The sequence below is a fragment of the Actinoplanes sp. SE50/110 genome (genome assembly GCF_900119315.1).
In the GTDB taxonomy this organism is placed as follows: Bacteria; Actinomycetota; Actinomycetes; order Mycobacteriales; family Micromonosporaceae; genus Actinoplanes.
This window is the reverse complement of sequence record NZ_LT827010.1, coordinates 513,845-539,322: the sequence shown is the minus strand read 5'-3', so window position 1 is coordinate 539,322 and position 25,478 is coordinate 513,845. Positions and strand designations below refer to the sequence as shown.

Sequence of the window (25,478 nt, the reverse complement as noted above, 5' to 3'; positions counted from 1 at the left end):
ATCCTGCGGACCGCCCGACCGACAGTAGGGTTAACCCGACCGTCAGGGCTGCGTCACGTCGATCACCACCTTGCCGACCGCATGATTCTCGACGGCCTCGTGCGCCGCCGCCACCCCGTCCAGCGGAAAACGGATGATCGGCAGGCCGTGCTCCTCGCCGACCCGGAAGACGCCCGCGTTCGCCGCCTCGGCGACCGCCGCCACCGCGTTCGCCTTCTCCTCCGGCAGGGTGGTGTAGGTGAGCACGAAATCGAGGCTGGCATTCTTCAGGTTCGCCGTGAAGAACGGCACCCGCACCTCACCGGCGACATAGATCGCGATGTTCCCGCCCGGCGCGATCACATCCAGGTCGAGGGTCAGGTTGGCGGTGTCCACCTCGACGATCAGGTGCGGACCGGTCCCGCTCAGCTCGCGAATCCGGGCGGCCACGTCCTCCTCGCGGTAGTCGATCACCGCGTCGGCACCGGCGGCGGCCGCCAGCGCACCCTTCTCCTTGCTGCTCACCGTGGTCAGCACGGTCGCGCCGGACCACTTCGCCAGCTGGATCGCGGCGTTGCCCACCGCGCCCGCCCCGCCGGCCACCAGCACCGTGCGACCCTCCAGAGCGCCCGGTCCGAGGCGGGCCGGTCCGTCGCTGGCCACGGTCAGGCAGCGATGCGCGGTCAGCGCCGGAATGCCCAGGTCCGCGCCGACCTCGAACGGAATGTCATCGTTCATCCGGACCACCTGGCGGCGGGGCAGCACCACGTACTCCTGGGCGGTGCCGTCGGCCCGGCCGTAGCCCGCGTCCCAGACCCAGACGCGATCGCCGGGCTCCAGGTCGGTGACGCCCTCGCCGAGCGCGTCGACGACGCCGGCGCCGTCCTGGTTGGGCACCCGGGGCGGTCGCACACCGTCGGGCACACCGCGGCCGGCCCGGGTACCGACGTCGGTCGGGTTGACCGCCGACAGCACGATCCGGACCCGCACCTCATCGGCCCCGGCCAGCGGCAACTCCCGCTCGACCAGGTGCAGCACGGCGGAGGCGGGACCGGGCTCGGCGAAAACGGCAGCACGCATGTTCTCACCCTATGTCGCCGCGAAGCCCTCAGCCGATCGCGTGCTCCGCCGAAACAACAGCGAAAGCTCCGATTTTTGTACGCCGTCAGCATGACCTTTTCGATCAGCGCAGTACGCCTCAGTGGCCTCAGCGCCGTGCCGAACATGAGTAGGCACGTCGCTGCCCGACCTCTGGAGGTCCGCGTGTACACCGTTCTCATCGCCGACGACGAGATCGACCATCGGGACCTGCTGGCCCTCGCCCTGCGCCGGTTCGGCTACCACGTGGTGGCCGCCTCGGACGCGGCCGAAGCCCTGGAGGCCCTGACCCGGGGCGGCATCGACGCCGCCCTGATCGACGTCCGGATGCCCGGCCTGTCCGGCATCGACCTGTGCCGCCGGATCCGCTGCGATCCCGCGCTGGACGCGTTACCGATCATGGTGATCAGCGCGGACGTGCACCACCGCCAGGTCACCGCGGCCCTGCACGCCGGGGCGGACGACTACCTGACGAAACCCTTCGCCCGGGACGAGCTGGTGGCCCGGCTGGGCGACCTGCTGCGCCGGCCGGGCACCGGGACGTCCCGCTCGACGGCCGCGTCCCGGGTCGCGCTGGCCGCCGCCCGGCACGCGGTCCCGGTGGCGCCGGTCATCCGTCATCAGGAGGTCCACGTTCGACACAGCGCTTGACACCCGGCTGACACCCGGCTGACGCCCGCGGCGGCGTAGGGTCGGCGCCATGGAACCGGCCCCGCACGGCACCTCCGCCCAGCTCAGCAGTCCTGTCCGGTACGGGACGGCCGCCGCGCGCCGGGTGCTGCTGGCCACCGTGCTCGGCTCCAGCCTGGCGTTCATCGACGCCACCGTGGTCAACCTGGCCCTGCCCGAGCTCGGCCGCGGCCTGCACGCCTCGGCCGCCGGTCTGCAGTGGACGGTGAACGGCTACGCCCTCTCCCTGGCCTCGCTGATCCTGGTCGGTGGCTCGCTCGGGGACCGCTTCGGCCGCAAGCGGGTCTTCCTGGCCGGTGTCGCGTGGTTCGCGCTCGCCTCGCTGCTCTGCGGCCTCGCCCCGAGCATCGAGCTGCTGATCACCGCCCGGGTCCTGCAGGGCATCGGCGGCGCCCTGCTCACCCCGGGCGCGCTGGCCATCCTGGAGGCGTCGTTCGCGCCCGATGACCGCGCCCGGGCGATCGGCGCCTGGTCCGGGCTGGGCGGCATCGGCGGCGCGCTCGGCCCGTTCCTCGGCGGCTGGCTGCTCCAGATCGGCAGCTGGCGCCTCCTGTTCCTGATCAACGTGCCGGTCGCCGCGCTGGTCCTCTGGGTCGCGCACCGCCACGTGCCGGAGTCCCGGGATCCGGCCGCGGCCCGTGGCTTCGACATCGCCGGCCTGCTCACCGGTATCGTCGGCCTGGGTGGCCTGACCTACGGCTTCACCGCCTGGCCGGCGCACGGCGCGGGCTCCCCGGTCGTGCTGATCCCGCTGGCGCTCGGCGTGCTCGGGATGGCCGCGTTCGTCCTGGCCGAGCTTCGCGCACCGCACCCGATGGTCCCCCCGGAGATCTTCCGGCACCGCGCCTTCACCGGCGCCAACCTGGTCACCTTCCTGGTCTACGCGGCGAACGGCGGCGTCTTCTTCCTGGTCGTGGTCAACCTGCAGGTCGTCGCCGGCTATCCCGCACTCGCCGCCGGCCTGTCCATGCTCCCGATCACCGTGATCATGCTCCTGCTCTCGGCGCGCGGTGGCGCACTGGGCCAACGGATCGGCCCGCGCATCCCGATGACCGCCGGCCCCCTGGTCTGCGCCGCCGCCCTGCTGTTGATGTCCACCATCGGCCCGCACGCGCCCTACGCCACCCGCGTCCTGCCCGCGGTCATCCTGTTCGGCCTCGGCCTGGCCCTGCTGGTCGCCCCGCTCACCGCCACCGCTCTCGGCGCCCTCGACGACGCCCACGCCGGCATCGCCTCCGGCGTCAACAACGCCGTCGCCCGCGCCGCCGGTCTCCTCGCCGTCGCCGTCCTACCCCTGGCCGCCGGCCTGGGCTCCGGCTCCCTGACCGACGCCGCCGCACTCCACCCCGTGTACCACCACGCCATGCTGCTCTGCGCCGCCCTGATGCTGGCCGGCTCCCTGACCGCCTTCCTCACCGTCCCCACCCGGCCACCCACCACGTCCTCCACCCCCAGCCCGCACTCCCCCGACAGCGCCGACTCCACCCCGACCCCGGCCATCACCGCCGGCCGCACCCCCGCCATCCCGCACCGCTCCTTCTGCGACCCCGCCTCTCCCCCCATCCCTCCCCGCGACAGCCACCCCATCCCCTCATCACCCCGCTGACCTCTCCCGGCCAGCCGCACACCCGCGATCGCGCCCATGGCCCGGGCACCCATCACCTTCCGGCCGAACCCCAGCCAGCCGCCGTCCCACCCGCCAACACCCGCCGCGCTCCAGGCCGGACACGAGGGGCGGTGCGCTGGGACTGAACGCCTTCTCGACCACCTTCGGCGACCGGTTCCCGGCCTGCTCCGGCGACGGCTGCCGCCCGTCGTCAGCGTTCTTCTCCAGCGGACTCACAACGCCCGATGTCACTACTCACAGTGCCCATCCCGCCAGACCTAAGCCCGGCGCGCCGGGCCGGAAACACCGCTCCCGGCGCAGTCCCTACGGACCCGGCGGGACGGCCCGGGTCAGTAGTGGGCGGTGATGGTCCGGGCGGGGCCGTTGACGGTGAGGCGGCCGCCGTAGGGGAGGACCCACTGGGGGCTGGTGTGTCCGAAGTCCACGCCGAAGGTGAGCATCGCTGTGGGGTGATAGGTCGCGAAGGCTCGCAGGACGGCCTCGCGCTGGTCGTCTCGGTACTTCTGGCGCTCCGGGTGGGGGCGGGGGCTGGTGAAGACTGTCGCCTTCGCGGTGGCGAACAGGGCGGCGGGGAACTGGTGCAGAAGGCCTCGTTCGCCGAAGTTGCGGAGGATTCGGAAGACCTCCTCGGCGGGGGGCATCTCCTCCGAGGTCTCCAGCAGCAGGATGTGACCGGCGTAGTCGGCGACCGGGCGGATCCAGCGGTCGGCGGCCAGGTTCCAGTGGAGGATCTCCAGGTTGCCGCCCCAGGTCGGGGCGGTGAGCACCCGGGTCGGCTGGTGCCAGATCCAGCCGGGGCCGGGGGCGGTGGGCAGGGGGTCCGTCAGCGACCGGGGATCCGACCAGTCGATCTCCTCCTCGCTGAAGGTGTCGATCGGTGTGATCGGCAGGTCGCCGCCGGTGAACAGGGCGGCTCGCAGGGATGCCAGGTGGATCGGCGGGATGCCGTCGCCCTGGGCCAGGTGCATCATCGTGGAACCGCCGTGGTAGGCCGGGATGCCGTGCGACCACAGCCAGTTCAGCAGGTTGGTGTTGTCGGAGAAGCCGAAGAACGGTTTCGGGTCGGCCTGGAACACCGCCGGATCCAGGTGTGGCAGCACGGTGATCTGGTCGTCGCCCCCGATCGTGGCGAACACGGCCCGGATCGACGGGTCCGCGAAGGCGGCGGTCAGGTCCGCGGCGCGGTCGGCGGCTGAGGCGCCGAGGCGACGGGTGGTGGGGAACTCGACCGGCTCCAGACCGAGGTCGTCGCGGATGCGGCGGATCGCCTGCTCGTGGCGTTCCGGGAAGAGGCCTGGCGAGGCGAATGACGGCGACAACACCGCCACCCGATCGCCGGCGCGAAGCTTCGGCAGCTCCCGCGCCACCGACGATCCCACCGCCACCGCGGGCGCCGACCCGCCGGCCGAAGGCGCAAGTCCGGGCCCGGGCACCGGAGCGGGCCCGGAAGATGGCGCCGACGCGGGCTCGGCGGGGTGGGAGAACGGATCATCGGTGGCGGACGGGGGCATACCGGTCGATGGCATGCCCCCGATTCTGACTAGGTGACCGGCGCCGTGCCCAGCACTTTTCCGTCGCTGTCGGTGATGACGATCGCCCGGACGTCGGTGGCGGTCACCGAGCTGGCGCCATCGACCTTGGCGGTGTGTTCGGGGGTTTCACCCCAGGCGGCGGCCTGTTCCATGGTGCCGTCGGCTCGTTTGACCATGCAGAAGAACGGGGCTTTGCCCTGCATTCCGGTCATGTTCAGCGATACCGAAACGCCCCAGGCCTTCTTGACCAGGGTGGCCTGGCCGTGCAGGGCGCCGCCGGCGGTCGGTTCGAAGTTCGCCGTTATCGTGGCGGCCGCGAGCGGCGGGGACTGCTGGGTGGTGGCGTCGTTGTCGTGGACCAGCACGCCGTAGCCGATGGCGCCGGCGGCCAGGACGGCGACCGAGGCGGCGACCAGCCACCGCGTACGCACCATCCGGGTCTTGTGGGTTCTCTCGGCCCGCATCCGGCTGAGCAGATTCTCGATGTTCTGCGGACTCGGCCGCGCGGCCGGAGCGACCGTGAGCGGCGGGAGATCACCGCCCAGCTGCCGGACGTCCGGCAGGTGTTGCAGCATTTCCGGGACCGGTGCGAGCCGGTCCAGTTCGGCCCGGCATTCGGCGCAGTCGTGCAGGTGCGCGTCGAGCCGGTCGGTGTCGGCCTCGTCGAGACCGCCCAGCAGATAGCCACCGAGCAGACGATGCAGGCTGTCGTGCTCGTCAAGGTCACTCATGCCGCACCCCCGTCCCGGCGCCGGAATCGCGGCGGAGACGGCCGGTCCACGGGTTTCATGCCGCACCCCCGCTCCGCAGCATGCCCATCTCCTCGAAGACGGCGCGGAGTGCGCGCACCGCGTAGTAGGCGCGCGATTTCACCGTGCCTTCCGGCACCGACAGCCGGCGTGCCGCGTCGGCCACGCTCTGTCCCTCGTAATACATGGCCTGTATCACCGCCCGGTGTTCCGGGGAGAGCCGTTCCATCGCTTCCGCGACCAGCCAGCCCTCCACCATTTGATCCACATTGTCCGCCGACGGCACGGAGTTGACCGCGGTCTCGTCGGAGACCAACCGGGGCCGGCGTTGTTCCGCCCGCCATGCGTTGGTCACCACGTTACGGGCGATGGTCAGCAGGTATGACCTGGTTCGTCCCGGTTCGGGGTCGAGGTGGTCGATGTGCTTCCACGCCCGCAGCAACGTCTCCTGGACCAGGTCCTCGGCTTTGTGCCGGTCCGAGACGTATCGCGAGACGAAGTTGATCAGAATTGCGTAGTGCTCCGTGTAGAGCGCGGTCATCAGTTGCTCGTCGGGGCTGCTCACCCGTCGCTTCATCGGCGCCAGCTCCCCTCGGGTTCCGCCCGGCCACCCGGATGTACATCGTGGCACGCGGACAGGTTCACCGTGAGCCCGAAAAACATCGGCGCCCGATCCCTCGACGGGGACCGGGCGCCGAAAGCGGATAGATGAAGATCAACAGCTGCCGGGGCCGCCGTAGCGGAAGGTGCGGTTGCTCAACTGGTTGACCGTGTAAAAGTCGCTGGTGCTGCGGACCACCAGGTCGGCGGTCGGCCCGTTGACGTAGGCGATGCTGCCGATCCGGGCCGACGTGGTGTCGTCGGACTTCTTGCCGTTGCCCATCTCGGTGCACGGCTTGTCGGACGCGGCGGCCACCTCGCCGAAGACCTGGACCAGACCGCTCTTGGTGAACGAGACGTCGCCCCAGAGCTTGGCCGGGAAATAGCCGACCCACTCGGTGTCGTACGCCACCCACCAGCCGCCGTTGTAGAACTGGATGCCGAATTTCTTCTGCTGGTCGACGGCGAGCGTGTCGCCGGGCACCACGGCCTTGCTGTACTGCACGAAGCCGCAGCCGTTGTAGCAGGACGTCTGCCGGTTGACCCAGTGGTAGACGAACAGGTGCGGGTCGTCGTCGCCGTTGACCACCCGGTCGACGTTCCACCCGATCTCGACGATCTGGTTGCCGTCCGCGGACTGCACGGCCAGCTCGGCCAGGGTGTGGTAATCCTGCTTGGCCAGTTTCGGCTTGTTGATCGTCAGGTTGATGTAGGCGCCGTCCGAGACCGCGGCCTGTGCGCCGACGTTGTAGAGGAAGTTCACCGTCGGGCCGGTGCTCCCGGGGGTCGTCGACGGGTCGGCCGAGGCCGGTGCGGAGGCGGACGCGGACGCCGAGGCGGACGCCGGTGCGGACGGATCGGCGGACGGTTCGGGAGGCGGCACCACCGACGTCTTGGCGGTGCGCAGGAAGCTGGACCTGGAGCTGCGGCCCTTGGGCGCGTACTCCGGATCGGGGGTGCCGTTGTCACCCTCGGACGGGCCGGCGACGCTGAGCCCGGCGGCCTGCAGCGATCGGCTGTTCGCCCCGTCGCGGCCGCGCTTGACCCGGGTCGGGCGCTGCCCCCACGGCAGGTTGGCCGGCGGGATGAGGTCGGCGGGCGCGGCGGCGACACTCGCCGTGGGCGCCGCGTCCGGGATCTGCTCGGCCCCCGCGTTGAGTGTGGAGGCGACTCCGATCGCGCCGATCACCGCGACGCTGAGGCCGGCGGCGAGCAGACCGCGGCGTGACTTCAACACGTGTCCGTCCTCGTTCATCGGGGGGTCGCGCCGGCTCCCGGCGGCGCAGCTCACCATATAGCTTTCTCAATTGCCCAGGGACGTCCTGACCAGGAACTCTGCCGTAACGGCTGAAGCGGTCGGCCGATCCGGTGACAGCACGACCACTTTGTTCAACCGAGCGTGTCCACGCCATTGCGGATCGCAGTTTCACGCACATGGTCAAGAAAGAGGCAAATTCGGTGGAGCCTCTTTCGGGGTCACGCCGGATCCGGGAACCGGCCCCATCGCCCCGAGTTCTGTGGTAAAACATACCTTGCCGATAGGTAATAAAGGAACCGCGAGGAGATTCCGCATGCCCGCCACCGCCGTCCGCCTCGACCACCTCGCCATCGCCCGGCAATTCGCCAACGCGCCCGAGGGGTGGGTGGTGCCGCCCCGCTTCGACCCGGTCGAGCGGTGGTACCACCGGCTGGAGGTGGCCGACGACCACGAGGTGTGGCTGCTCACCTGGCTGCCCGGACAGCAGACCGAACTGCACGACCACGGCGGCTCGGCCGGAGCGTTCCAGGTGTTCAGCGGCGTGCTCACCGAGGACACGGTCAGCGGCCCGGCGGACGCGCCCCGGGTCACCACCCGCGACCTCGGCGAGGGCGCCGGCCGCCGGTTCGGCAGCCACCACGTGCACCGGATCGTGAACCGCGGGCCCGACCCGGCGATCAGCATCCACGTGTACGGCCCCGCCCTGACCAGCATGACGAAGTACCGGCTGAGCCCGGCCGGCCTGGAGACCCGCACCGTCGAACGGGCCGGTGCCCAGTGGTGACCGCGGCCCCGCCCGGCTCCCGCGGCATCGCCGAGATCCTCGACGAGGCCCGCACCCGGCTGACCCGGCTGGACCCGCTGGAGACCGCCGCCGCGGTCCGGGACGGCGCGGTGCTGATCGACATCCGGCCGGCCGCGCAGCGCGCCGAGCACGGTGAGATCCCCGGTGCCCTGATCATCGAGCGCAACGTGCTGGAGTGGCGGCTCGACCCGCGCAGCGACGCCCGCCTGCCGTTCGCCGACAGCTACGACCTTCCGGTGATCATCACCTGCCAGGAGGGTTACACCAGCAGCCTGGCCGCGGCCGCCTTGCAGGATCTCGGCCTGCATCGCGCCACCGACCTGGCCGGCGGTTTCCGGGCCTGGCAGGAGGCCGGCCTGCCGACGATCTGACCGGAGGGCTCGTCACCCCTTCCCGACCGATCGCGTCAGTCCGTCGATCAGCAGGTCGAGGCCGAACTCGAAGCGCTCCTGCGAGGTGCCCGAGGTCATCGCCGCCGCGTGCGTCCGCAGATACGGGAAGCGGTCGGCCGGCAGGTCCTCGAAGTGCTTCGCCATCTCGCCCTTGACCTGCTTCTCCACCTCGTCCTGCGGCAGCTCCAGGTGACGCAGCTGGGTGACCCAGATGGAGATCTCGTAAGCGTCCGTGGTGACGTAGAGGAAGATCCGGTCGAGTGCCCAGGCCGCGGTCCGCGGCGACACCCCGCCCTCGATCAGCAGCCCGATCATCCACTCCGAGCAGCGCAGCGCGTTGGGCCCGTTGGGGATCGAGGCCAGCGCGACCCGCGCCAGGTCGTTGTGCCCCAGCAGGACCTCGTGTACCTGGCACATCATCTGCCGGATCTGCTCCGCCCAGCGGGCCGGATCCGGCGTGGGCAGGTCGATCTCGCCGCACACCCGGTCGAACATCAGCCGCAACAGCTCGTCCTTGTTGGACACGTGCGCGTAGAGGCTGGACGGGCCGGTGCCGAACTCGGCGGCGACCCGGCGGGTGCTCACCGCCTCGACGCCCTCGGCATCCACGATCCGCAGGGCGGCGTCGATGATCTGCTCGCGGTCGAGTTGCACGCGAGCCGGGCGCTTGTCGGGAAGCGGACTCCAGGGCGAGGTCTTCATCGGCACCTAATTTACTTGACACCGAGCACCGTTCACAACTAGAACGGTGTCCGTGACAACGAACAGTGTTCAAACAGAAATCCAGGCGACCGACACGCCGTATCGATATCGTTGGATCGTCCTCTTCGTGATCCTCGCGGTCGAGGTGATGGACCTGCTGGACTCGCTGGTCACCACGATCGCCGGCCCGGTCATCCGATCCGAGCTCGGCGGGTCGTACAGCCTGATCCAGTGGCTCGGCGCCGCGTACACCCTGTCCATGGCCATCGGCCTGCTCACCGGCGGCCGGCTCGGCGACATCTACGGCCGCCGCCGGATGTTCCTGATCGGCGCGGCCGGCTTCACCCTCGCCTCGCTCGCCTGCGCGCTCGCCCCGATGCCCGGCTTCCTGCTCGGCGCCCGCGCGGTGCAGGGCCTGTTCGGCGCGCTGATGTTGCCGCAGGGCCTGGGCATGCTGCGCGAGATGTTCGCCCCGGCCGAGCGCGCCAAGGCGTTCGGCGCGTTCGGCCCGGTGATGGGCCTGTCCTCGGTCGGCGGTCCGATCCTGGCCGGCTGGCTGGTCGACGCCGACTACTTCGACTCCGGCTGGCGGATGATCTTCTTCATCAACCTGCCGCTCGGCATCTTCGCCGTTTTCGGCGCGCTGCGGTTCCTGCCCGAGTCGCGGCTCGACCGGGCGCCGCGGCTCGACTGGCTCGGCGTGCTGTTCGCCGCCGGTGGCGCGTTCCTGCTGCTCTACCCCCTGGTGCAGGGCCGCGAGCTGGGCTGGCCGGCGTGGACCTTCGCGATGCTGGCGGTCGGCGTGCTGGCCTTCGGCCTGTTCGCGGTCTACGAGGCGCGGCGCGACAAGCGCGGCCTCGACCCGCTGGTCACCCCGAGCCTGTTCCGCAAGCGCGCCTTCACCGGCGGTCTGGCCCTGGGCCTGATGTTCTTCGCCTCGCTGATCGGCACCAGCCTGGTCTTCACCTTCTACCTGCAGATCGGGCTGGGCTACACCCCGCTCAAGGCCGGCCTGACCACGCTGCCGCAGGCACTGGGCATGGTGGCCGGTTTCATCGTGGCCGGCGCCGGGCTGGCCGAGAAGCTCGGCCGCAAACTGCTGCAGCTCGGCACCATCGTGATGGTGATCGGCACGGGGGTCTTCGCCGCCACCATCCACTGGGCCGGCTCCGGCATCACGCCGTGGCACCTGATCCCGGCCCTGCTGCTGCTCGGCATCGGCATGGGCCTGGCGATGGCGCCGTTCTTCGGCATCGTGCTGGCCGGCGTCGACGACGAGGAGAGCGGCTCGGCCTCCGGGGCGATCACCTCGGTGCAGCAGCTCGGTGGGGCGTTCGGCATCGCGGTGCTCGGCACGATCTTCTTCGCCCTGTTGCCCGGCGCGGTCGGGCACCACGTGGACACCTCGGCGGACCGGCTGCGGGCCACGCTGAGCACCGCCGGCGTGCCGGCCGACGCTCAGCCGGCGGTGATCGCCGGGCTGCGGACCTGCCTCACCGACCGGGTGGCCGAGACCAATCCGGACGTGGTGCCGCCCTCCTGCCACTCGGACGCGGCCGGGCCGGATCTGTCGCAGTACGTCGGCGAGCAGGTGCGCGCCGGCTTCGAGGACACCACCGTACGTACCTCCGCCGTGACCTTGATCTTGTTGTTGGCGGCTTTCGGGCTCACCTTCCTGATGCCGTTGCAGGGCAGGCCGGAGGGCGAGGGCCACTAGATCACCGGGGGTAGACGACACCCGAGCGCCCGCTGTACAGGTGCCGGGTGCCGTCCCGCTCGTAGCCGGTGTTGGGCGCGTCCAGCCAGACGATGTAGGCCGCGCCCGGGACCAGCCCGGTGATCGTCGTGCTGACCGTGCAACCGGTGCCGGGCGGCACGTTCTTCCAGGAGGGCTCCGGCTGCGCACCGAGGACCAGTTTCTGCGGTACGGCGGTGACCCGGTAGTTGGAGCCGTACTGCCGGGGCCACTCCACCTTGAAGCCTCCGGCGATCGGCGTCACGTCCACCGGGATCAGCACCGCCTCGGTCGCGGTGAACGTCTTCGTGCAGCTGGGGAACGGTGACACCGACGCGCCCAGCCCGGGCGCCGACGGCCGCGCGGTCAGCCGCGACGGCGTGGGACTCGGTGTCGGGCTGCCCGTGGTCAGCAGATGCCAGGTCGCGCCCGGGCTCGGCGACGCCGCGGTCCGCACCGTCTCGCGGCCGCACCCACCGGCCGTGAGAGCGAGCGCCGCCAGGGCGAGCATGGCCTTGACGTGCCGCATCCCGACCTCCCCTCCCCCTACCCTTCGGCGGCCTGCCCGGCCGGGCTTAGCGGCGGTGCGAACCGCCAGCCGGCGGCCAGCAGCCGGTCCACCGCCCGGATCGCGGTCGTCAGCCGCTCCCGGTAGCCGCCGGTCAGCTCGATCCACGGCACGTCCCGCGCGGCCAGCTCGGCGCGGAACCGCCCGGTCATCCACCGCCGCAGATGCTCCCCGTCGCGCAGCCCGTCATCCTCGAACGGCACCCCGGCGTCATCGGTGAGCAGATAGAGGTCGGGATCGCGGACCAGCTCGCCGACCTTCGCCGAGGTGCTGCCGAGATAGCGCTCCTCCCAGATCGTGGTGGCGAACGCGTCGGTGTCGCCGAACACCACCGGCGAGCCCGCGGCGGCCACCGCGTCCTCGGCGGCGGCCTGCTCCACGGCCACGGTGATGAAGTCGTCGCGGTCCCAGGTGACGTCGAAGACGGTCGCCTCGGGCCGGACCCGGCGCAGGGCGGCGAGCTTGCGCCCGGTCAGTTCCCGGCCGAACTCCGGCACCCAGCCGGTCGACGCCCAGACCCCGCCCCGGGTCCGGTAGTGCCGGGCCAGGGCCCGGGCCGTCGTGGTGGTCCCGGTCGACTCGGCGCCGACCACGATCACCCGGCGGGCCAGCCAGGCCCGCGGACCCGGCCCGAGGTGCGCCCAGTGCGCGATCGGGTCGGCGCGGATCGCGCTGCCGGAGATCGGCACCCGGCGGCGGTCCGGGTCGACCGGCACGGCGACGGCACCGAACCGGCGGGCCAGCTCCGCTCCGTACGCCTCGGAGGAGAACACCGCGTCCACCGGCTCGGCGCCGACCGCGTCCCGGAAGACCACCATGTGCAGGTCCCAGACGGCCGGGTCGGCATAGTCGATCGGGTGATCGTCGTAGACCCCGGCGAACCGGACGTCCGGCCCGTGCGCCGCGCGCAGCCACTCCAGGCGCACCGCCAGCGGGATGCTCTCCCGCGACGACGGCGCGACCACCACGGTCACCCGGTCGCAGGCCGCGGCGGCCGCCTCGATCAGGGCGTGGTGCCCGGCGTGCGGCGGATAGAACTTGCCGACGATCAGTCCGTGCCGGAACCTCACGCGGTCACCGCCCGCCGCCAGGACCGCAGCCCGGCCACACAGAGGGCGAGGAACGCCACATAGAGGATCGCGGTCAGCCAGAGCTCCTTGTAGCAGTAGAGCGGGATGTAGATCAGATCCGCCGCGATCCACAGCCACCAGCTCTCCACCAGCTTGCGGGTCTGCCCATACGTCGCCAGCAGTGACAACGCGGTGGTCACCGCATCCGCCAGCGGCACCGTGGACCCGGTCAGCCGGTCCAGGAAGAGCCACAACCCACCGGTCAGCAGCACCCCGGCGACGGCCAGCGCCAGCCACTCCGCCCGGGTGGTGGGCCGCACCACCAGTGCGGTGTGGTCCGCACCGCCGCGAAGCCACGCCCACCAGCCGTACAGGCCGAGGATCACGTACACCACCTGCAGGCCCATGTCGGCGTACAACCCGGCCGTGCCGAAGACCAGCATCAGCAGCAGCACGTTGAGGATGCCGAGCGGCCAGTTCAGGACGTGCTGCCGGACCAGCAGCCAGACGTTCAGCAGGCCGGTGAGGAAACCGAGCACCTCGGCCCAGGTGGTGCCGACGCCGAAGGCGGTCAGCGCGACACTGTTCAACCCATCGATCACCGCGACAGCATGGCGGACCGGATCACTCCGGGAGAAGGCGGTGGCCGGCCATCTCCAGTTCGCCCTCGTGCCGGACGTGGACCGCGGTGTTCAGACCGGACGTGTCGTCGTGCAGGACGAGCGCGGCGCCCTCGACGCGGTAGGTGCCGCTCGGACGGTTGCGGCGGCCGGCGACCTCACCGTGGTACGTCCCGTCGGTCCGCAGCTGCAGTTTGACCGTGCCGTCCGGGCTGCGCCAGGCGCCGGCGACCGCGGCGCCGGTGACCACCCGGGGCGGGTGGGACCGGACGCCGAGACCGGTCTCGGAGGCGCGGCCCATGGCGATCGCGAGCAGCGCCGCGGCGTCCAGCACGGTGGTGTCGACTCGGGGGGCGGGGTGCATGGCCCCCACAGTCGGCGGGAACACCGCCGGCTTTAGGTTGCCGAACCACCGCGCAGGGAACCGAGGACCGCGGCCGCCAGCTTCTCCAGGTAGGCGTCGTCGATCGGCTGCCGGGAGACGGCGAGCCGCCAGTACAGCGGGCCGAGGATGAGGTCGACGGCGACGTCGGCGTCGGTGCCCTCGGGCAGTTCGCCGCGCGCGACGGCCTGGCCGACCAGCTTGTCCCCGACCGACTGCTGGTGCAGCCGGAGCACCCGTTGCAGGGTTTCGGCGATCTGCGGGTTCCGCGCCGCCTCGGCCATCAGGTCGGGGATGATCTGCGAAGCGACCCGATGCTGCAACGCCCGGCTGACGATCATCATCAGCAGGTCGAGATCGCTGGCGAAGCTGCCGGTGTCGGGCACCGGCACCTTCCGACCGGCGACATCGGTGATGATCTCAAGTACCATCTCCAGCTTGTTGGACCAGCGCCGGTAGATCGCCGTCTTACCCACGCCGGCCCGCCGGGCCACCGCCTCAATGGAGAGCCGGCCGTAACCGACCTCGGCCAGCTCACTCATGACCGCGTTTCGGATCGCCACGGTGATGTCATTCCGGAGCACCGCCGCTCCGGCCGGTGCGCGCTTCACTGTCGCCACGCGGTAACTATAGCGCTACGACGTAACGGTTGCGTTCCGCCGTTCGGTGAGTTACCGTTCCTCCCACGTCGATACGAACCCGTTCTATCGACGTCGGCGGGCGCCTGTCATGCTGCTACCTGTGTCTGAAGGCAAGTCACCGGAGTCCGCCGCCTCGTACCGGCCGACGAGATCGGAGCACCACTCCATGCCAGAGACAGCGGTTGCCGATGCCGCTACCGGGATTCCCCTCAAGGAACTCGCCCGGCGGCACGGCCTGAGCTCGTCCGGGCGCCTGCTCGGACCGCTGGAGTACGCCCGCCAGGTGTGGGGTTATCGGTACTTCATCACCGCGCACGCCAAGGCGAAGACGGTGTCCACGCTGGGCACCACGAACCTCGGCACGTTGTGGCAGGTGCTCACCCCCGCCATCAACGCCCTGGTGTACTACGTCATCTTCGGTGTCATCATCGGCACCGGCGCGAACAATCCGAACTTCATCCCGTACCTGTGCATCGGGGTGTTCGTCTTCGGTTTCACCCAGTCGACGGTGTCGCAGGGCGTCAACTCGATCACCGGCAACCTGGGCCTGATCCGGGCGCTGCACTTCCCGCGGGCCAGCCTGCCGCTGTCCGCCGCGCTCGTGGAGATCCGGAACTTCATCACCGCCACCGGCGTGCTGTTGATCATCGTGCTGCTCTGCCACGAGCCGATCACCGTCCAGTGGCTGCTGATCTTCCCGGTCATGCTGCTGCAGTCGCTGTTCAACTTCGGCCTGGCCATGGGCGGCGCCCGGCTCGGCTCCACGTTCCGCGACATCAAGCAGCTGGTCCCGTTCATCATGCGGTTCTGGATGTACGGCTCGGCCGTGCTCTACCCGGTCACCCGCTTCACCCATGCCCATGCCCTGCAGGGGTGGAAGCTGCACCTGATCGAGGCGAACCCGATGCTGGTCTTCGTCGAGCTGTACCGGCACTCGCTGATGGAGGGCCAGGAGCTCGTCGGCACCCCCAAGATGCTGTGGATCGAGGGCGTGATCTGGGCCGTGGTCGTGGGCACCGCCGGCTTCCTGTACTTCTGGCGTGGAGAGAAGGGTTACGGCCGTGGCTGACGAGCGGATCCCCACCGTCATCGCCGATGACGCCCACATCGTCTACAAGATCGTCGGGGCGATCGGCGCCAACCAGGTCAGCCCGGTCTCCGCGCTCAAGCGCCTGGTCACCAAGACCAACTCGGCGAACGTGCGCGAGGTGCACGCGGTCAAGGGCGTCAGCTTCGTCGCCTACAAGGGTGAAGCGGTCGGCCTGATCGGCAGCAACGGCTCGGGCAAGTCGACCCTGCTGCGTGCCGTCGCCGGTCTGCTGCCGGTGCACCGGGGCGCGATCTACGCGGCCGGCCAACCGTCGCTGCTGGGCGTCAACGCGGCCCTGATGAACGACCTGTCCGGCGAGCGCAACGTCGAGCTGGGCTGCCTGGCCATGGGCATGACCCCGGCCGAGGTCAAGGAGCGCAAGAAGGAGATCATCGACTTCTCCGGGATCAACGAGCGCGGCGACTTCGCCTCGCTGCCGATGCGGACGTACTCGTCCGGCATGGGCGCCCGGCTGCGCTTCTCGATCGCCGCCGCCAAGCAGCACGACGTGCTGCTCATCGACGAGGCGCTGGCCACCGGTGACGCCAAGTTCCGCCGCCGCAGCGAGGCCCGGGTCCGCGAGCTGCGCGCCCAGGCCGGCACGGTGTTCCTGGTCAGCCACAGCGAGCAGTCGATCCGGGACACCTGCGAGCGGGTCATCTGGCTGGAGTCGGGGCTGATCCGGGCGGACGGCCCGACCGAGGACGTACTCAAGGAGTACGAGACCTACATGAAGAAGTAGGTTCGCTCGTCCCCAGCAAGAAGCCCGGGCCATCGGCCCGGGCTTCTTGCGGTTTCTAGATGACCGACAGGTGTACGTGGTTGGTGTGGTCCGTCGAGGGCGTCCCCCCGACCCCGCTGTACGCCTTCCATCCGCTGCTCGGCAACCAGATCCGTTTGAACCAGATCACGTAGAGGACGCCGAGGGTGTCCGAGTTGTGGATGAAGTAGTTCGCCAGGTCGGTGCCGTAGGTCTTGCTGCTCCCGGTCGCCACCCCGCCGAAGCCGCCCTTGTCGGCGGCGAAGTCGCAGGCCCGCCCCTTCGGATGCTCCCCACTGTTCTGATGCCGGAAGCACGCGACGTAGTGGGTGAAGCCGGCCTTCTGCGCCTGCTTCATCGCGAACAGCAGGCGCGGCGTGATGCAGCCGGTGGTGGTCGGGTCGTCGACCGTGCAGCCGCCGGCCAGGCTGCCGCCGGGCTTGTCCGCGTTCGAGCTGCTGCCGCCGCCGGAGTTGTCACCACCGGAGTCGCCGCCCTGGTTGGCGTTCTTCAGCGCCTGCTCGGCCTGGGTCTTGCGGGCGGCCATCACCTTGGTCAGTTTCGCCTGGTCGGTGACCGCCTGGTCGATCGCGGCCTTGGCCTGCTGCCGACCGGCCCGGGTGGCCTTCAGCTCGTCGAGCGCCAGGGTCTGCTTGGCGGCCACGGTGCCGAGCATCTGGGCCCGGTCCAGGAACCCGGCCGAGGTGTTCGCGGTGAGCAGCGCGCTCAGCGGGCCCAACCGGCCCATCGTGTACGCCTGCGCGGCGTACCTGTTCAGCGCGGCCTGCCGCGGGCCCATGTCGGCGTCGAGCTGCTTGAGCTCGGCGGCCAGTTTCGTCTGCTCGGCCCGGGACTGCTTGAGCTTGGCACTGGCCGTGACGTAACCCTTGGAGGCCTCGTCGAGTTTGTCGAGCAGGGACTTGGAGCCGCCCTCACCGTCGTCACCGGACTCCCCCGGGGCGGCCAGGGGCCGGGGAGCGGCGGCGGCCGGCGTGGTCACGCCGGCGATCCCGCATGCGGCGACCAGCAGCGCGAGAACGGCTGCCCATCGTCGCCGTGCCGTCACATCCTGCACAGGGTCCATTTCCTTCCGTCGGCCGCCGGCCGGGTTAGCTGACGGGTTCGGGACGAAGGAAACCCCTACCGCTGGCGCGGATTCACCCCGGAAGAATGTGGATCCCCGGCTCGCTCAGAATTCTCAGGATCTGCGATTAGGCGGCGGTCCCCGGGTGGGAACCGCATCAGACCATACCCACTCGATCGAGGAATCGACAGTTCTCGCACCGATTGCTACGAGGCGGTCACCAATGGTGGTGGCGATTACGGAAAGTCGTTGGGCGGTAACAGCTTTGCCATTTCCCGGACCCTGATGTCCGGAGATATCTCAGGTAAACTGGCCGCCGGTCCTGCCAGGACGGCACCGCCCCCGAGTTGCCGGCAGGCCGCCGCCCAATCACCGAAAGGTGAGCCGGGGAACCAGGTAGTTGGGGTGAATCCGCGATAAGCGGTAGGGATAGCTTCCGTCCCGAACCCGTCAGCTAACTCGGTCGGCGGTGACTAGGAAGGATAGTTGATGACCGCACGTCCCCGCCGGTGGCTGATGCTTGCCCTGGCGCCGCTCGTGGCCACCACGATATTCGTGGCGCCCGTCACGCCGGCACACGCCGCGCCGAGCGGCAGTTCGTCGACGACACCCTCGGAGGGTGACGACGGCGACGACCTCTCCGATCAGATCGAGGCGACCAACCGGCGGTACGTGAACGCCAAGCTCGCGGTCGAGGCCTCGCAGAAGAAGCAGAAGGACCTCGCCACCCAGATCTCCGCCGCGGAGAAGCGCCGCGACGCGCTGATCCCGGAGGTCAACGCGATCGCCCGGCAGCAGTACCAGATCGGCCAGCTCACCACGGTCGGCTTCCTGCTGCGGGCCGACTCGTCGAGCGACTTCCTGCACAAGGCCATCGGTCTTGAGGAGATCAACAAGCTCAACGACGACAAGCTGAAGGATCTGAACACCACGCTCGCCACGATCACCAACAGCAAGTCGGCGCTCGACGCCGAGCTGAAGAACGAGCAGCAGCAGCTCTCCATCCAGCAGAAGCAGCACGACACTGCGGAGAGCCAGCTCGACCTGCTCGGTGGTGGCACCGGCATCAACAAGACCATCACCGCCGGTTTCGTCGACGCGACGTCCAAGGTCGCGGCCCCCGCGCCGCGCAACTCCAGCGGCGGATTCTCGCCCGAGTCCTGCACCGTGGACGACCCGACCACCAGCGGTTGCATCACCAAGCGCACCCTGCACCTCTACCAGGAGGTGAAGAAAGCCGGCTTCAACCGCTTCGTCGGGTGCCACCGCGACGGCGGCCCGTTCGAGCATCCGAAGGGTCGGGCCTGCGACTGGTCCCTGCAGAAGAGCGGCTTCTCGGTCGCGCACAACAGCGACATGATGCGGTACGGCAACGACCTCACCGCGTTCCTGGTACGCAACGCCGACCGGCTCGGGATCTACTACGTGATCTGGTACAAGCAGATCTGGTTCCCGGCGACCAACAACTGGCACGCGTACCACGGCCCGAGCGACCACACGGACCACGTCCACGTATCGCTGCTCTGACCGGTCGCAAAAAGGGCCTCCCGCCGTGCGGGAGGCCCTTTTTCCGCTCTACGTCAGTTCGGCGTGGCGCGCCGCACCGGCGCGCGGCCGGCCGGCTGGGTCGGCGCCGGGCCGGCCGGGCCGGGCGCCGGGATCGCCATGGTCACCGGGCGGACCTGGGTCACCTCGATCTCCTTGCCGTGGTGCAGCAGAGTGAGCCGGGCCGAGCCGCCGCCGTTGCGCAGCGAGTAGGTGACCTCGCTCGCGGTCACGTTGACCCGCAGCCGCAGACCCCGCCAGAGCAGCGAGAACTCCAGGTTGTTGATCCGGCTGGGCAGTCGCGGCGCGAACGACAGCTGCCCGTTGAAATCGCGCATCCCGCCGAGCCCGGCGACCAGCGCGATCCAGGAACCGGCCAGCGACGCCACGTGCACGCCGTCCCGCGCGTTCTGGTGCAGGTCGTGCAGGTCCATCAGGGCGGCCTCGCCCAGATAGTCGTGCGCCAGCTCCAGATGCCCGGTCTCGGCCGCCATCACCGCCTGGATGCAGGCGGACAGCGAGGAGTCCCGCACGGTGCGGGCGTCGTAGTACGCGAAGTTGCGCGCCTTCTCCTCCGGCGTGAAGGCGTCACCCCGGATGTACATCGCCATCACCAGGTCGGCCTGCTTCACCACCTGCTTGCGGTACAGGTCGAAATACGGGTAGTTGAGCAGCAGCGGGTAGCCCTCCGGCGGAGTGTTCTCGAAGTCCCACTCCTGCAGCCGGGTGAAGCCCTCGCACTGCTGATGCACACCCAGTTCGCGGTCGTACGGGATGTGCACCGCCGCCGCGGCATCCCGCCACGAGGCAGCCTCCTCGTCGTCCACCCCGAACCGGCGCGCCAGGTCCGGGTGCCGCTTGCAGGCGTCCACCGCGGCCATCAGGTTCTGCTGGGCCATCAGGTTGGTGTAGATGTTGTCGTTCACCACCGCGGTGTACTCGTCCGGACCGGTGACGCCGTCGATGTGGAACCGCCCGTGCCGGTCGTGGTGCCCCAACGACCGCCACAGCCGGGCCGTCTCGACCAGCAGCTCCAGGCCGACCTCCCGCTCGAAGTCGTAGTCGCCGGTGGCCTGCACGTACCGCCGGACCGCGTCGGCGATGTCCGCGCCGATGTGGAAGCCCGCGGTGCCGGCCGGCCAGTACCCCGAGCACTCCTGCCCGCGGATGGTCCGCCATGGGAAGGCCGCGCCCTGCAGCCCCAGCGTCTGCGCCCGCTCCCGGGCCAGGTCCAGCGTCGAATGCCGCCAGCGCAGCACGTCTGCCGCGGCGGACGGCTGGGTGTAGGTCAGCGCGGGCAGCACGAACGTCTCGGCGTCCCAGAACGTGTGGCCGTCGTAGCCGGGGCCGGTCAGGCCCTTCGACCCGATCGGGCGCTGCTCCGCCCGGGCGCCGGCCTGCAGCGTGTGGAACAGGCCGAACCGGACCGCCTGCTGCACCTCCGGGTCGCCCTCGACCCGTACGTCCGAATGGTCCCAGAAGCCGTCGAGGAACTCGCGCTGCTGCTGGACCAGCCCCTCCCAGCCGTCCAGGCGGGCGCTGGCCAGGGCGGCGCCGACCTGATCGCGCAGGGCGGGCAGCGAGCGCATCGAGGACCAGCCGTACGCGGCGAGCTTGACCACCCGCAGCTTCTGCCCCGGCTCCAGACGGCAGGCGACCGTGGTGCGCAGCCAGTCGTCGTGTCCCTCGGTGGTGATCGCGTGCCGGCCCGGCGTCTCCACCAGGTGCTCCATGGCGGCCGCCATGCGCAGGTCGCTGACCTTGGTGTGGTGCACCAGCAGGCCACCGGAGCGCTGCTCCAGCATCTCCTCGGCCTGCAACGGCTGCTCCAGCACCGCGGCCACCCGCGGGTCCTTGCTCTGCGGCGGCAGCTGCTCGTTGGCCACCAGCTCGGACTGCAGGATCAGCCGGGCGGCGCCGTCCAACGGCTCGACCTCGTAGAGGAAGGCGACGACCGCGCGCTGGGTGAACGAGACCAGCCGCACGGTGCGCACCCGCACGCCCTGGCCGGACGGGGAGACCCACTCCACCACCCGCTCCAGGGTGCCGGCGCGCATGTCCAGGACACGCTCGTGGGACCGCAGCTCGCCGTAGCGCACGTCGAACGGCTCGTCGTCGACCAGCAGCCGCATCAGCTTGGCGTTGGTGACGTTGACCATGGTCTGGCCGGACTCGGGGAAGCCGTACCCCGCCTCGGCGTGCGGCATCGGCCGCAGCTCGAAGAACGAATTCAGATACGTCCCGGGCAGGCCGTGCGGCTCACCCTCATCCAGATTCCCGCGTATCCCGATATGGCCGTTCGAGAGAGCGAAAACCGACTCGGACTGGGCCAGCAGGTCCAGGTCCAGCCGGGTCTCCCGGATGTGCCAGGGGTCGACGGGGTAGGCCCGTTCACGGATCACGGTCGTGCCTCTTCTTTATCGATCTTGGTTATCGATCTTCGTTTAATTACTGGTCGAGCAGGTCGGCCAGGTCATCGACCACGACGTCGGCGCCGTTCTCCCGCAGCGCTTCGGCCTGGCCCACCCGGTCGACGCCGATCACCAGACCGAACCGGCCGGCCCGGCCCGCGGCGACACCGGCCTGGGCGTCCTCGAAGACCGCGCAGGCGGCCGGATCGAGGCCGAGCAGTTTCGCGCCGTGCAGGAACGTGTCCGGCGCGGGCTTGCCCGGCAGGCCCAGTTCCCGGGCGACGACGCCGTCCACCCGGGCCTCCAGGAGGTCGGCGATACCGGCCGCCTCCAGGACGTCCTTGCAGTTGGCGCTGGCCGAGACGACGGCACGGCGCAGGCCGGCTGCCTTGGCCGCCTTCAGGTACTCCACCGATCCGGGGTAGACCTGAACGGCGCCCTCCTTGATCTTCTGCAGCACCAGGATGTTCTTCCGGTTGCCGACGCCGTTGACGGTCTCCTGGTCGGGATCGTCGTCCGGGGTGCCCTCGGGCAGGGTGATGCCACGGGAGGCGAGGAAGGTGCGGACGCCGTCAGCGCGCTGACGGCCGTCGACATATCGGTGATAGTCGGCGCCTGAATCGAACGGCACAAACTCTTGATCATGCTGCCGGGCCCACGATTCGAGGAACGTGTCGAACGTTTGTTTCCACGCGGCACTGTGCACAAGGGCGGTCTGCGTGAGCACCCCGTCAAGATCGAAAAGGCAGGCGGTCACCTGGGAAGGAAGTCCGAGCACGCGCCCAATGTAGTCGCACCCGCCGCACAACGAGAGGCGAAGGGCGCCTTCACATTTCCGCGGTGTTTCATAAGCCGGTCAAGCTGCTGTTTCAGCTTTCAGCTCGCCGTAACAAGATCCATTCGGAGGCCGATCGAGGTGCCGATCGGGCCCGTGGCCGTCGTCACCTCGTCACACAACTGGTGCGCCAGCCACAGCCCACGACCACCGATCTCATCCGTACCGGGGAGAAGATCGCCGTCCAGACAGCCCTCCGGGATGCCCGGCCCCGAATCGGTGACCACACACCAGACCGACCCCGCCTCCAGCCGCAGCACGATCCGGCCGTGCCCGCCGGCGTGCAGCACCACATTCGTGATCACCTCGTTGATGGCGAGCACGTAACCGGAGAGGCGGTCACCGGAGACCCCGACCGCGGGCAGCAGCCGGGTCACCTCGTGCCGCAGAAGGGTGATGTCGGCGTGGCCGAACGCCCGGTCCAGCAGCACCGGGGAAACGGGCCGTGGCCGGGCGGCATCGACCCTCGGCTCCCCACCCGGAGCCGAACGCACGGTCTGGCCGATCCTGTCCTCCACCGTGCTGCAGCCTACGCGCTGTGGCCGTTCGGTGGCAGGAGGCATCCGCGATCCCGCCCGGAAGTGGCGCTCCCCCTCGGTACCCGGCACCTCATCCCCCCGGGTCAGCGCCAGCCCACGTCGATGCGGTCGCCGCGCTCGTCAAAGAAGTGCACGGCGTCCATCTGCACCGCCACGGTCAATGGGTGGCCCGGAGTGACCGCCGGATACGGCGCCAGCCGCACCGACAGCTCGGCCGGCTTACGGTGATGCCGGCCCGGATCGTTCAGCACACTGACCGGCGCGACCGGGCTCTCCGACGCCTCCTCCGGCGCCGACCGGGTGAGCCGCTGCAGGGCTCCGCCGAGCCGCTTCAACGCGCCACCCCCGGTCGCCGGGCCGCGCACCGGCCCGCCGACCTCGTCGACCACGATCGCGGTCGCCCCGACATCCAGGTAGGCCAGCGATTCGTGCCCGTGGTGCTCCAGATACCGGATCCGGCCGTGCAACACCGTGCCGGGTGTGTCGGGGGTCACCGGGGTGAGCGCCTCGGCCCGCACCCCCACCACGATCCGCTCACCGTGGTAGCGGGCCACCGCCCGCGACCGCGGATCCGTCCAGCCGAGATAGAGCGTCTGCTCCCCGAAGTTCAACGCGACGAACCGGTCCAGGTGCACGTAGACCTGGGCCTCCAGCAGGTTCATCCGCGGCGACCCCAGGAAAGCCGCGACGTAGAGCGTCGCCGGCCGCCGGTACACCTCGGTCGGCGTGCCCAGGTCCTGCAGCACCCCGCGCCGCATGATCGCCACCCGGTCCGCCATGGTGAGCGCCTCGGCCTGATCATGCGTCACGTACATGGTGGTGACCCCGAGCTCCCGGGTCATGCTGGTGATCTCGGCCCGCAGTTCGGCGCGCAGACCGCTGTCCAGGTTGGAGAGTGGCTCGTCCATCAGGAAGATGCCCGGCCGCCGCACCATGGCCCGGCCCATCGCCACCCGCTGCCGCTGCCCGCCGGACAACTGACTCGGCCGCCGCCCCAGCACCTCGCCGATCCCGAGCGCGCCGGCCACCGTGCCCACCCGGTCGGACCGCGACCCCGGCTCGACGCCGGAAAGCTTCAACGGGAATCCGATGTTGTCGGCCACCGTCATGTGCGGATAGAGCGCGAAATCCTGAAACACCATGGCGATGCTGCGGTCGCGCGGAGGCACGTCGAGGACCGGCTCCCCGTTCAGCAGGATGTCGCCCTCGGTGGGATCCTCCAGGCCGGCGATCATGCGGAGCACGGTCGACTTGCCGCAGCCCGAAGGCCCCAGCAGCACCATGAACTCGCCGTCGCGCACATCGAGGGACACCCGATCCACAGCGAGCGTGCCATCCGGCCAAACCTTGCTGACATCCTTGAGCGCGACGGTGGACACCGCCAACCTCCCCGATCGACTGTGATCCCGATCCCACGACGGTCGGCGATCGGTTAATGACTTTGCGAGTGGCGTCGATGCTTTGCCATCGGGCGAACGTGCCATTCGCGGATAGTGATCAATCGATTACGGAGATCCGAACTCTCGGCCCCATTCTGTGCACGTTCCCAGCAAGAACCGACATTTCTCCCGGTCAGCAAAGCGACCAGCCCCGCCCGCTAAAACCGCGGCGCGTACCCCGGACGAACACCGCGAGCAGACGACCGCCGACGCCGACACCTGGAGCGGCGGACGGCGGAGGCGGCGCCGCGAGGACCGCGCCGAGGAAGGACCGCGCCGAGGAAGGACCCCGTGGAGCGAGAACCCCGTGGAGCGAGAACCCCGTGGAGCGAGAACCCCGTGGAGCGAGAACCCCGTGGAGCGAGGACCGCGTGGAGCAAGGGCGGCATGGCGCGTGGACCGCGTGGACCGCGGGAAGCGGCGGCGGCATGGAGCGAGGCCGGCATGGAGCGGGAAAAGTTAACGAAGGGCGACATTCGGGTACGGGTTTCCCCTACGGGAAGCGGGCCGGAACTCTCCATCTTCGGGATGAGGGACGGCCGTGGCCCGGTACCTAACGTCGAAGTGGTCCAGGGCAAAACCGCCCCGGCCACCACTGAAGGAGTGGATGACAGTGACCCGCCCCCTCGCGTCACACAGCCTGACCCGCCCGCGCGACAACCGCATGATCGGCGGCGTCTGCGCCGGCCTGGCCCGCCGCTTCGGCCTCTCCACCGGCGTCGTCCGCCTGGCCTTCGTCCTGTCCTGCCTGCTTCCGGGCCCGCAGTTCATCGCCTACCTGGTCCTCTGGGCCTTGATGCCCAGCGAGTGACCACCCACTGAAGCCACCGCCCAGCGCACCTGCCGACCGATAGCTGACCGCCGCTGACAGCGAGCACACCGTCGCCGGCAGCGAGCACACCGTCGCCGGCAGCGAGCACACCGTCGCCGGCAGATCGGCGGGGCGCCGTGGAAAGGCTCCCGGCCGGGTGGAAGCCGGGCTGGCATACCCGGCCGGGACCGAATCGCACCAACGCGGCATTCGCCGCTCACCTACAGAATCGCGGGCCCGGTCTCCACCTTCCCCCGATTCGGACGCCGTCGCCCTTGCCCCCAGGGCGGCGGCGTCACTCTTCGCGCTGGTCGTCCTCGACCCGTGCCCCGAGGAGAACAACCGGCGAAGCCCATCGCCACGGCGGCACGATCCCCAGCCCGCCGGCGAGAAGACAGCCGCTGACAGACGGAAGACCGCGACCACGCAGCCACAGGCCGCAGATGGAAGACCGCGACCACGCAGCCACCGGCCGCAGATGGAAGACCGCGAGCGGGAGGCCGCGACGCACCGGGC

The 25,478-nt window shown here is 70.1% G+C and carries 25 protein-coding genes and 2 riboswitches; of the genes, 9 read left to right on the top strand and 16 right to left on the bottom strand.

Features of this window, described 5'->3' with window-relative positions:
* Positions 1-42: 42 nt before the first annotated feature.
* Positions 43-1,059, bottom strand: a complete 1,017-nt coding sequence (locus ACSP50_RS02385; protein WP_014687557.1) for an NADPH:quinone reductase — start codon at positions 1,057-1,059, stop codon at positions 43-45.
* 183 nt (positions 1,060-1,242) lie between these two features.
* Here ACSP50_RS02385 and ACSP50_RS02380 point away from each other — a divergent pair, with 183 nt between their 5' ends.
* Both ACSP50_RS02380 and ACSP50_RS02375 read left to right on the top strand, forming a co-directional pair.
* Positions 1,243-1,728: a response regulator transcription factor gene (locus ACSP50_RS02380; RefSeq protein ID WP_014687556.1), complete on the top strand. Its 486-nt coding sequence runs from the start codon at positions 1,243-1,245 to the stop codon at positions 1,726-1,728.
* Between the two features lie 49 nt (positions 1,729-1,777).
* Positions 1,778-3,373 carry a DHA2 family efflux MFS transporter permease subunit gene (locus ACSP50_RS02375; protein WP_014687555.1) on the top strand — a complete coding sequence of 532 codons (1,596 nt, stop codon included), beginning with the start codon at positions 1,778-1,780 and terminating at the stop codon, positions 3,371-3,373.
* Between the two features lie 350 nt (positions 3,374-3,723).
* Here ACSP50_RS02375 and ACSP50_RS02370 read toward each other — a convergent pair whose 3' ends face one another.
* The 4 genes from ACSP50_RS02370 to ACSP50_RS02355 all read right to left on the bottom strand — a co-directional run bounded on the left by ACSP50_RS02370 (position 3,724) and on the right by ACSP50_RS02355 (position 7,512).
* Complete coding sequence (locus ACSP50_RS02370) at positions 3,724-4,761, bottom strand: S66 peptidase family protein (protein WP_014687554.1); 1,038 nt, start codon at positions 4,759-4,761, stop codon at positions 3,724-3,726.
* Between the two features lie 173 nt (positions 4,762-4,934).
* Positions 4,935-5,657 carry a zf-HC2 domain-containing protein gene (locus tag ACSP50_RS02365; RefSeq protein ID WP_014687553.1) on the bottom strand — a complete coding sequence of 241 codons (723 nt, stop codon included), beginning with the start codon at positions 5,655-5,657 and terminating at the stop codon, positions 4,935-4,937.
* Positions 5,658-5,712: 55 nt separating this feature from the next.
* A complete protein-coding gene (locus ACSP50_RS02360) occupies positions 5,713-6,252 on the bottom strand; it encodes a sigma-70 family RNA polymerase sigma factor (RefSeq protein WP_014687552.1) in 540 nt (179 codons plus the stop codon).
* Between the two features lie 138 nt (positions 6,253-6,390).
* Positions 6,391-7,512 (bottom strand): neprosin family prolyl endopeptidase, encoded by a 1,122-nt coding sequence (locus ACSP50_RS02355; RefSeq protein ID WP_231956843.1) that lies wholly within the window; start codon positions 7,510-7,512, stop codon positions 6,391-6,393.
* Positions 7,513-7,846: 334 nt separating this feature from the next.
* On the opposite strand from ACSP50_RS02355, the gene ACSP50_RS02350 reads away from it, so the two are divergent.
* Both ACSP50_RS02350 and ACSP50_RS02345 read left to right on the top strand, forming a co-directional pair.
* Entirely contained in the window at positions 7,847-8,317 is a 471-nt protein-coding gene (locus tag ACSP50_RS02350) for a cysteine dioxygenase family protein (RefSeq protein ID WP_014687550.1), read from the top strand.
* Positions 8,314-8,709, top strand: coding sequence for a rhodanese-like domain-containing protein (locus tag ACSP50_RS02345; RefSeq protein ID WP_014687549.1), 396 nt, complete (start codon positions 8,314-8,316; stop codon positions 8,707-8,709). The genes ACSP50_RS02350 and ACSP50_RS02345 overlap by 4 nt, the downstream gene beginning before the upstream one ends.
* A gap of 12 nt (positions 8,710-8,721) precedes the next feature.
* On the opposite strand, the gene ACSP50_RS02340 is transcribed toward ACSP50_RS02345, so the two are convergent.
* On the bottom strand, positions 8,722-9,432 hold the full coding sequence (locus ACSP50_RS02340; protein WP_014687548.1) for a TetR/AcrR family transcriptional regulator: 711 nt from the start codon (positions 9,430-9,432) through the stop codon (positions 8,722-8,724).
* Positions 9,433-9,484: 52 nt separating this feature from the next.
* Between ACSP50_RS02340 and ACSP50_RS02335 the strand changes: the two genes are divergently transcribed.
* Positions 9,485-11,149: an MFS transporter gene (locus ACSP50_RS02335; protein WP_014687547.1), complete on the top strand. Its 1,665-nt coding sequence runs from the start codon at positions 9,485-9,487 to the stop codon at positions 11,147-11,149.
* A gap of 1 nt (position 11,150) precedes the next feature.
* Here ACSP50_RS02335 and ACSP50_RS02330 read toward each other — a convergent pair whose 3' ends face one another.
* The 5 genes from ACSP50_RS02330 to ACSP50_RS02310 are packed head-to-tail and all read right to left on the bottom strand — an operon-like array spanning position 11,151 to position 14,427.
* The gene (locus ACSP50_RS02330; protein ID WP_014687546.1) at positions 11,151-11,696 is read right to left on the bottom strand and encodes a hypothetical protein; all 546 of its coding nucleotides are present in this window, start codon (positions 11,694-11,696) and stop codon (positions 11,151-11,153) included.
* Between the two features lie 17 nt (positions 11,697-11,713).
* On the bottom strand, positions 11,714-12,805 hold the full coding sequence (locus ACSP50_RS02325) for an AAA family ATPase (RefSeq protein ID WP_014687545.1): 1,092 nt from the start codon (positions 12,803-12,805) through the stop codon (positions 11,714-11,716).
* A complete protein-coding gene (gene pnuC, locus ACSP50_RS02320; protein ID WP_014687544.1) occupies positions 12,802-13,407 on the bottom strand; it encodes a nicotinamide riboside transporter PnuC in 606 nt (201 codons plus the stop codon). Before pnuC ends, ACSP50_RS02325 begins: the two co-directional genes overlap by 4 nt.
* A gap of 22 nt (positions 13,408-13,429) precedes the next feature.
* Positions 13,430-13,789: a hypothetical protein gene (locus ACSP50_RS02315; protein WP_014687543.1), complete on the bottom strand. Its 360-nt coding sequence runs from the start codon at positions 13,787-13,789 to the stop codon at positions 13,430-13,432.
* A gap of 32 nt (positions 13,790-13,821) precedes the next feature.
* Complete coding sequence (locus ACSP50_RS02310) at positions 13,822-14,427, bottom strand: TetR/AcrR family transcriptional regulator (RefSeq protein ID WP_052311483.1); 606 nt, start codon at positions 14,425-14,427, stop codon at positions 13,822-13,824.
* A gap of 187 nt (positions 14,428-14,614) precedes the next feature.
* Between ACSP50_RS02310 and ACSP50_RS02305 the strand changes: the two genes are divergently transcribed.
* Positions 14,615-15,517, top strand: a complete 903-nt coding sequence (locus tag ACSP50_RS02305) for an ABC transporter permease (RefSeq protein ID WP_014687541.1) — start codon at positions 14,615-14,617, stop codon at positions 15,515-15,517.
* Positions 15,510-16,280 carry an ABC transporter ATP-binding protein gene (locus ACSP50_RS02300; RefSeq protein ID WP_014687540.1) on the top strand — a complete coding sequence of 257 codons (771 nt, stop codon included), beginning with the start codon at positions 15,510-15,512 and terminating at the stop codon, positions 16,278-16,280. Before ACSP50_RS02305 ends, ACSP50_RS02300 begins: the two co-directional genes overlap by 8 nt.
* A 55-nt stretch (positions 16,281-16,335) precedes the next feature.
* On the opposite strand, the gene ACSP50_RS02295 is transcribed toward ACSP50_RS02300, so the two are convergent.
* Positions 16,336-17,382: a hypothetical protein gene (locus tag ACSP50_RS02295; RefSeq protein WP_014687539.1), complete on the bottom strand. Its 1,047-nt coding sequence runs from the start codon at positions 17,380-17,382 to the stop codon at positions 16,336-16,338.
* A riboswitch (cyclic di-AMP (ydaO/yuaA leader) is annotated at positions 17,381-17,526 on the bottom strand. (Overlaps the previous gene by 2 nt.)
* A 208-nt stretch (positions 17,527-17,734) precedes the next feature.
* Positions 17,735-17,868, top strand: a riboswitch (cyclic di-AMP (ydaO/yuaA leader).
* A 3-nt stretch (positions 17,869-17,871) separates the two neighbouring features.
* Here ACSP50_RS02295 and ACSP50_RS02290 point away from each other — a divergent pair.
* Positions 17,872-18,909, top strand: a complete 1,038-nt coding sequence (locus ACSP50_RS02290) for a hypothetical protein (protein ID WP_014687538.1) — start codon at positions 17,872-17,874, stop codon at positions 18,907-18,909.
* Positions 18,910-18,962: 53 nt separating this feature from the next.
* Here the strand turns inward: ACSP50_RS02290 and ACSP50_RS02285 are convergent, their stop codons facing one another.
* From ACSP50_RS02285 to ACSP50_RS02270, 4 genes are all read right to left on the bottom strand, one after another.
* Complete coding sequence (locus tag ACSP50_RS02285) at positions 18,963-21,329, bottom strand: glycoside hydrolase family 65 protein (RefSeq protein ID WP_014687537.1); 2,367 nt, start codon at positions 21,327-21,329, stop codon at positions 18,963-18,965.
* Between the two features lie 46 nt (positions 21,330-21,375).
* Positions 21,376-22,116, bottom strand: a complete 741-nt coding sequence (locus tag ACSP50_RS02280; protein WP_043510721.1) for an HAD family phosphatase — start codon at positions 22,114-22,116, stop codon at positions 21,376-21,378.
* A 98-nt stretch (positions 22,117-22,214) separates the two neighbouring features.
* Positions 22,215-22,691: an ATP-binding protein gene (locus tag ACSP50_RS02275; RefSeq protein ID WP_014687535.1), complete on the bottom strand. Its 477-nt coding sequence runs from the start codon at positions 22,689-22,691 to the stop codon at positions 22,215-22,217.
* A 104-nt stretch (positions 22,692-22,795) separates the two neighbouring features.
* Entirely contained in the window at positions 22,796-24,091 is a 1,296-nt protein-coding gene (locus ACSP50_RS02270; RefSeq protein ID WP_014687534.1) for an ABC transporter ATP-binding protein, read from the bottom strand.
* Positions 24,092-24,758: 667 nt separating this feature from the next.
* Between ACSP50_RS02270 and ACSP50_RS02265 the strand changes: the two genes are divergently transcribed.
* Positions 24,759-24,962, top strand: a complete 204-nt coding sequence (locus ACSP50_RS02265; RefSeq protein ID WP_043510719.1) for a PspC domain-containing protein — start codon at positions 24,759-24,761, stop codon at positions 24,960-24,962.
* Positions 24,963-25,478: the final 516 nt, after the last annotated feature.

Coding starts and splice junctions, on each gene's coding strand:
- ACSP50_RS02305 (WP_014687541.1), top strand. CDS start 14,615: ATGCCAGAGACAGCGGTTGCCGATGCCGCTACCGGGATTCCCCTCAAG.
- ACSP50_RS02290 (WP_014687538.1), top strand. CDS start 17,872: ATGACCGCACGTCCCCGCCGGTGGCTGATGCTTGCCCTGGCGCCGCTC.
- ACSP50_RS02330 (WP_014687546.1), bottom strand. CDS start 11,696: ATGCGGCACGTCAAGGCCATGCTCGCCCTGGCGGCGCTCGCTCTCACG.
- ACSP50_RS02375 (WP_014687555.1), top strand. CDS start 1,778: ATGGAACCGGCCCCGCACGGCACCTCCGCCCAGCTCAGCAGTCCTGTC.
- ACSP50_RS02295 (WP_014687539.1), bottom strand. CDS start 17,382: ATGGACCCTGTGCAGGATGTGACGGCACGGCGACGATGGGCAGCCGTT.
- ACSP50_RS02315 (WP_014687543.1), bottom strand. CDS start 13,789: ATGCACCCCGCCCCCCGAGTCGACACCACCGTGCTGGACGCCGCGGCG.
- ACSP50_RS02350 (WP_014687550.1), top strand. CDS start 7,847: ATGCCCGCCACCGCCGTCCGCCTCGACCACCTCGCCATCGCCCGGCAA.
- ACSP50_RS02365 (WP_014687553.1), bottom strand. CDS start 5,657: ATGAGTGACCTTGACGAGCACGACAGCCTGCATCGTCTGCTCGGTGGC.
- ACSP50_RS02265 (WP_043510719.1), top strand. CDS start 24,759: ATGACAGTGACCCGCCCCCTCGCGTCACACAGCCTGACCCGCCCGCGC.
- ACSP50_RS02340 (WP_014687548.1), bottom strand. CDS start 9,432: ATGAAGACCTCGCCCTGGAGTCCGCTTCCCGACAAGCGCCCGGCTCGC.
- ACSP50_RS02360 (WP_014687552.1), bottom strand. CDS start 6,252: ATGAAGCGACGGGTGAGCAGCCCCGACGAGCAACTGATGACCGCGCTC.
- ACSP50_RS02385 (WP_014687557.1), bottom strand. CDS start 1,059: ATGCGTGCTGCCGTTTTCGCCGAGCCCGGTCCCGCCTCCGCCGTGCTG.